8 protein-coding genes are annotated in these 6,185 nt (G+C 66.1%); 4 read left to right on the forward strand and 4 right to left on the reverse strand.

All coding sequences use genetic code 11. The features are described from left to right. The first annotated feature begins 77 nt into the window (after positions 1–77). The 4 genes from secE to rplA all read left to right on the forward strand — a co-directional run bounded on the left by secE (position 78) and on the right by rplA (position 2,579). On the forward strand, positions 78–536 hold the full coding sequence (gene secE, locus T428_RS0121895) for a preprotein translocase subunit SecE (protein WP_025738148.1): 459 nt from the start codon (positions 78–80) through the stop codon (positions 534–536). A gap of 32 nt (positions 537–568) precedes the next feature. After that, positions 569–1,306: a transcription termination/antitermination protein NusG gene (gene nusG, locus T428_RS0121900; RefSeq protein ID WP_025738149.1), complete on the forward strand. Its 738-nt coding sequence runs from the start codon at positions 569–571 to the stop codon at positions 1,304–1,306. Positions 1,307–1,367: 61 nt separating this feature from the next. Continuing rightward, positions 1,368–1,796 carry a 50S ribosomal protein L11 gene (rplK, locus tag T428_RS0121905; RefSeq protein WP_025738150.1) on the forward strand — a complete coding sequence of 143 codons (429 nt, stop codon included), beginning with the start codon at positions 1,368–1,370 and terminating at the stop codon, positions 1,794–1,796. Positions 1,797–1,871: 75 nt separating this feature from the next. After that, positions 1,872–2,579 carry a 50S ribosomal protein L1 gene (gene rplA / locus T428_RS0121910; protein WP_025738151.1) on the forward strand — a complete coding sequence of 236 codons (708 nt, stop codon included), beginning with the start codon at positions 1,872–1,874 and terminating at the stop codon, positions 2,577–2,579. Positions 2,580–2,664: 85 nt separating this feature from the next. Here the strand turns inward: rplA and T428_RS0121915 are convergent, their stop codons facing one another. The 4 genes from T428_RS0121915 to T428_RS32380 form a co-directional block, all read right to left on the reverse strand. After that, positions 2,665–3,891, reverse strand: coding sequence for an RNA polymerase sigma factor (locus T428_RS0121915; protein ID WP_025738152.1), 1,227 nt, complete (start codon positions 3,889–3,891; stop codon positions 2,665–2,667). Positions 3,892–3,902: 11 nt separating this feature from the next. After that, positions 3,903–4,601, reverse strand: a complete 699-nt coding sequence (locus T428_RS0121920) for a YciI family protein (protein WP_025738153.1) — start codon at positions 4,599–4,601, stop codon at positions 3,903–3,905. Positions 4,602–4,693: 92 nt separating this feature from the next. Next, a complete protein-coding gene (gene mmaA4 / locus T428_RS0121925; protein WP_025738154.1) occupies positions 4,694–5,590 on the reverse strand; it encodes a hydroxymycolate synthase MmaA4 in 897 nt (298 codons plus the stop codon). A gap of 446 nt (positions 5,591–6,036) precedes the next feature. Further along, positions 6,037–6,185: class I SAM-dependent methyltransferase (locus T428_RS32380; RefSeq protein WP_211243997.1), on the reverse strand; the 149-nt coding region annotated here is incomplete at its 5' end.

Consider the following 6,185-nt stretch of genomic DNA (forward strand, 5'->3'; position numbering starts at 1 on the left):
AGAAGCGTGCCATGCTGGACACTAATCGGTCAGCGCGGCACGGATCGCGACATAGCCAGCGAACAAAGGAGCATGCGGTGAGCGACGAGGGCCTCGACGTCCCTGCTGCCAACGACGCCGCACGCGATGGCGGTGACACCGACGACAGCACCGGCGGCGGTCGGACGGCGGTGGTGACCAAGGCGGCGGCCCGTCCGCAACGCCCGATCGGGAAGCGGTCGCGGCAGCGGGTGGCCGATGCCGACGACGTCGACGTCGAATCCCCGGACGAGGTCGAGGACTCCAAGAAGTCCAAGAAGGCCGACAAGAAGGCCAAGAAACCGAAGAAAGCCGGCGGCCGTACCGCCAACCCGTTCGTTTACATCTTCAACTACCTCAAGCAGGTCGTTGCGGAGATGCGGAAGGTGATCTGGCCGAACCGCAAGCAGATGCTCACCTACACGTCCGTGGTGCTGGTGTTCCTCGCCTTCATGGTGGCGCTGGTCGGTCTTGCCGATCTTGGCCTGACCAAGCTGGCGCTGCTGGTGTTCGGCTGAGCTTTCGCAAGAGATAGAGAGGACTGAAAACCGTGACTACCTTCGACGGTGACACCTCCGCCGGTGAAGCGGTCGACGTAGAAGAGCCTGCCGAGGTCGTCGAGGCCGCGGAGGCCCCGGCACCCGCGGAGCCGGCCGAGGAGGCCGACCCTGCCGCCGCGCTCAAGGCGGAGCTGCGTAGCAAGCCCGGCGACTGGTACGTCATCCACTCCTACGCGGGATACGAGAACAAGGTGAAAGCCAACCTCGAAACCCGTGTGCAGAACCTCGACGTCGGTGACTACATCTTCCAGGTGGAGGTACCCACCGAAGAGGTCACCGAGATCAAGAACGGCCAGCGCAAGCAGGTCAACCGCAAGGTGTTGCCGGGCTACATCCTGGTGCGCATGGACCTGACCGACGACTCGTGGGCCGCGGTGCGCAACACCCCGGGCGTGACGGGGTTCGTCGGCGCGACGTCTCGTCCGTCGGCCCTGGCGCTCGACGACGTGGTCAAGTTCCTGCTGCCGCCGGGTTCGGCGAAGAAGCCCGTCAAGGGTGGCCCCACCACTGCCGCCGCCGCCACCGAGGCCGGTGGCCTGGAACGCCCGGTGGTCGAGGTCGACTACGAAGTGGGCGAATCGGTGACCGTCATGGACGGGCCGTTCGCCACGTTGCCGGCCACGATCAACGAGGTCAACGCCGAACAGCAGAAGCTCAAGGTGTTGGTCTCGATCTTCGGCCGCGAAACACCGGTGGAACTCACCTTTACGCAAGTCTCCAAGATCTAGCCGGCCATCCCGTGCGCGAGAACGGCCGGATGCATAAACCAGGAAGGAACTCACAAATCTCATGGCCCCGAAGAAGAAAGTCGTTGGGCTGATCAAGCTCCAGATCGTGGCGGGTCAGGCAAACCCTGCGCCGCCGGTCGGACCCGCGCTCGGCCAGCACGGCGTCAACATCATGGAGTTCTGCAAGGCATACAACGCCGCCACGGAAAACCAGCGCAGCAACGTCATCCCGGTGGAGATCACGGTCTACGAGGACCGCAGCTTCACGTTCGCGCTCAAGACGCCGCCCGCCGCCAAGTTGCTGCTCAAGGCCGCCGGCGTGGGCAAGGGCTCGGCCGAGCCGCACAAGACCAAGGTCGCCAAGATCAGCTGGGATCAGGTCCGCGAGATCGCCGAGACCAAGAAGACCGACCTCAACGCCAACGACATCGACGCCGCCGCCAAGATCATCGCCGGTACCGCCCGGTCGATGGGGATCACCGTCGAGTAACTGCGCTTCATCACCGTGGGAGGGCTGGCTTCGGCCCGAATCAACCACGACCCCAACACCAGATTGGACAGATCAATGAGCAAGAACAGCAAGGAATATCGCGCCGCCGCCGAGAAGGTGAATCGCGACAACCTCTACACCCCGCTGGAAGCGGCCAAACTCGCCAAGGAGACGGCCTCGACCAAGCAGGACGCGACCGTCGAGGTGGCCATCCGGCTCGGCGTCGACCCGCGCAAGGCCGACCAGATGGTCCGCGGCACCGTCAACCTGCCGCACGGCACCGGTAAGACCGCCCGGGTCGCGGTGTTCGCCGTCGGCGACAAGGCCGAGGAGGCCACCGCCGCGGGTGCCGACGTGGTGGGCAGCGATGACCTGATCGAGAAGATCCAGGGCGGCTTCCTGGAGTTCGACGCCGCGATCGCCACGCCGGACCAGATGGCCAAGGTCGGCCGCATCGCGCGCATCCTCGGCCCGCGCGGCCTGATGCCAAACCCCAAGACCGGCACCGTGACTCCCGAGATCGCCAAGGCCGTGTCCGACATCAAGGGCGGAAAGATCAACTTCCGCATCGACAAGCAGGCCAACCTGCACTTCGTGATCGGCAAGGCGTCGTTCGACGAGAAGAATTTGGCGGAGAACTACGGTGCCGCGATCGACGAGGTGCTGCGGCTCAAGCCGTCGTCGTCCAAGGGGCGCTACCTGAAGAAGATCACCGTGTCGACGACCACCGGCCCGGGCATCCCGGTCGACACGTCCGTCACGCGCAACTTCACCGAGGCGTAGCTTTCTGCACGCCGATCGTCGCCTTGTTGGGCGATCTCGACCGGGATAGGCACCACAAGTCGACGTTCGCGTCCGCCGGCAGACGCTAGCCGCCGCATTCGGCGATGCGTCGCCGCAGGAAGTCGCGCCCCGACTCGGAACCGCCCGCTTCCAACGCCGTTCGATACCAAGTAAGCGCTTCGCCGGGCCGGCCCGCGCGCCGCAGCAGGTCGGCCCGCACCGCCGCGACCAGATTCGAACGGGTCAGCCGGGGATCGCGCGCCACCTCGTCCAGCGCGGCCAGCCCGGCATCGGGGCCGTCGCGCAGGCCCACCGCCAGCGCGCGGTTGGCGCCCGCCACCGGTGAACCCGTCAGCTCCAGCAGCCGGTCATAGGCGGCGCAGATGGCGGTCCAGTCGGTCTGCTCCCAGGAGGGTGCGGTCGCGTGCAGTGCGGCGATCACCGCCTGCGGCAGATACGGGCCCACGGCAGGTGGGGCGTCCTCGGCCAGCCGCAACCGGTCCAGGCCGCGCGCGATGCGGCCGCGGTCCCACTTGCGGCGGTCCTGCTCTTCGAGTGGCACCAGCATGCCGGCGTCGTCGATCCGCGTTGCCCGCCGCGAATCGTGCAGCAGCGTCAGGGCGGCCAGCGCGTGCGCCTCACGCTCGTCGGGCATCAGCGCGCACAACTCGCCGGCCAATCGAACGCCTTCGTCGCACAGCTCGTCACGAATCGCCGATGGGCCCGCGGTGGACCAGTAGCCCTCGGTGAACACCGAATAGATACAGCCGAGCACGTGCGGCGTCCGCTCTGCCAACAGCTGCGGCGGCGGCACCTGCAGCGGGATGTTGGCATGACGAATCTTGTTCTTGGCGCGCGTGATTCGCTGGCCGATGGCGGCATCGGTCTGCAACAGCGCCCGCGCGATCTCGGCGACGGTCAACCCGGACACCAACCGCAGCGTCAGCGCCAATTGCGACTGCCGGTCCAAGGCGGGATGCGCGCAGGTGAACATCATTCGCAGCTCGTCGTCGCGAACCGGATGTGGATCGATGTGGTCGGTACGTGCCCCGATTTCATCCACGAATGCCGCCAATTCCTTTCCGGGACGGACGGATTCGCGGCGCAGCCGATCCCGGGCGCGGTTGCGGGCGATGGTGACCAGCCACCCGCCCGGGCTGTCGGGCATACCGTCGCGGGGCCAGCTGCGCAACGCCTCGGCGCAGGCCTCCTGGACGGCGTCCTCGGCGATGGTGAGATCGCCCGACCACCGCGCGAGCGCGGCGACGGCGGGACCCCATTCCCGGCGGAAGACGCCGTCCAGGTTGGTCATTGCGGGTGGGATCAGAGTCCCGAGACTCCAGCCAGCTGCCGCAGCTGTACCGTCGACGCGGGGATCATCGACGCGATCTTGACGGCCGCGTCACGATCCGTCGCACCGAGCAGGTAGATCCCGGTGGCGATTTCGGCGCCCTCCACATAGGGCCCGTCGGTGATCAGCACCTCGCCGTCCCGCACCCGCACGGTCGTCGCGGTGGACCGATCGTGCAAGGCGGCACCGCCGACAATGTGATCGCCGGCGGCCGCGTGCAGGTCCGCGTGTTTGGCCGCGACGGCCTTCCACTCCGGCGTGCCGGGTGTGTGTGCGGTCGCGGGCGGTTCCAGCAGCAGCGCGAGCCAGTCGTTGCCGGTGAGCTTGCGGGACGGCTCAACCGCGTGGACCACCAGCCACAGCTCCACCGCCCCGAAGGTGGCGATCGGGACATCGCGCGCCAACGCGAGCGCCTCGTCGAGGTTTTCCGCTTCGAACACGTAGTAGCCGCAGGCCACCTCGGCGGACTCGGCGAACGGGCCATCGGTGACGATCGGTGCATCGGGCCCGCCGGCGATGACGGACGCCGCGGCGGCGGGCGCCAGCGCGTCACCGGCCTTGATCGCCGGGCCGGCTTTGGCGTGGAAACGCTGCCACTCGGCCATGCCCGCTGCCCACTCTTCGGGCGTACGTTGCTGTTCCTTCGCGATCAACAGAGCGAAATACTGCATGTTCGTCACCTCCGGTAGTGAGCGAAGCCCCGTGCTCCACTTTCTACCTATCCGACGAACGACGCAGCCCCGATCCGACAGCGGCCGCGAAATCAGGCCGAGGCGCCCGGCTTGAGGTAGGTCACCAGGCTGCAGTCCAGCATCTCGTCGCCGAAGTAGTGCTCGCAGCCGCGTAGGTACTTCATGTACCGGTCGTAGACCTCTTGGGAGGTGACTTCGATGGCCTTGTCCTTGTTGGACTCCAGCGTGTCACCCCAGATGCGCAACGTCTTGACATAGTGCGACCGCAGCGAAAGCGGTTCGGGGACAACGAATCCCGCCTTCTGGCCGTGTTCGACCATCATCTCCGTGGTCGGCAGGCGGCCGCCGGGGAAGATCTCGGTGACGATGAACTTGATGAAGCGCACGGTCTCGAAGGTGAGCTTCTTGCCGCGGGCGTTCAGGTTGTACGGGTGATAGCTGACGCTGCTCTGAACGGTCATCCGGCCGTCGTCGGGCATGATGTCGAACGTCCGCTTGAAAAAGTCGTCGTAGTTCTCGTGCCCGAAGTGCTCGAACGCCTCGATCGACACGATCCGGTCGACGGGCGCGCTGAAGTCTTCCCAGTTCTGCAGCCGCACCTCCCGTGAGCGATCGGTGTCGACCGCGCCCAGCACCTGTTCGCAGCGGGCGTGCTGGTTCTTGGACAGGGTCAGGCCGATGACGTTGACGTCGTAGCGCTCCACGGCGCGACGCATGGTGGTGCCCCACCCGCAGCCGATGTCGAGCAGGGTCATGCCCGGTTTGAGGTCCAGCTTGTCCAGGTTGAGGTCGATCTTGGCGTATTGCGCCTCTTCGAGGCTGAGGTCGGGCGGTTCGAAGTATGCGCAGCTGTAGGTCCGGGTCGGGTCCTGGAACAGAGCGAAGAAATCGTCGGAGACGTCATAGTGCGCCTGGATATCCTCCGAACGCGTCCGGGTCCTGGTCGGGCTCGTCGGTTGCTCAGCCATTCTCGTGTTTGCTCCTGCACCTAGGTAACGGCGTGCAGGCGCGCACGAGCCCCCCGATTGCTTGATCCCCAACCGAACGGCGCGCGGCGCGCCTATTTATCCCCTGTCAGCAGCAACTGGGGTGAGTGCGCAGAAGCCCGGTCGTGTCGATTCCCCACCGACGGCGCCACACGCCTGTTCATCGCCCAGCGTTAGCTAACGAGCTTGCGTATACCCACTGCGCGTCGGTTTTGAACCACCGGGAGCCAATTACTTTTCCCGGCGCAACGCCCTGGCAAAGCCGGCTTGGTTGTGTGCGCTTTTAGCGCAGCGGCCCACGGGCCCAGGACGTGGGCTAAGTCGGACTGCAGCCGCTGGCGCCGGGTGACGTCGAAACCCGCTTTGGCGCAGTCGTTTTCGACCTTTCCAAGGGATGGCGGTCGGGGATCGGCGCGCGGACGCGATGGCTACTTTTCCAGCGTGAATTGGTTGACGTCGACGTAGCCTTCTCGGAACTTGTCGGCGCAGCCGGTCAGGTATTTCATGTAGCGCTCGTAGACCTCTTCGGACTGGATCTGGATGGCCTCGTTCTTATGCGCCTCCAGCGCCGCCGCCC

The organism is Mycobacterium genavense ATCC 51234 (genome assembly GCF_000526915.1).
GTDB classification, from domain to species: Bacteria; Actinomycetota; Actinomycetes; order Mycobacteriales; family Mycobacteriaceae; genus Mycobacterium; species Mycobacterium genavense.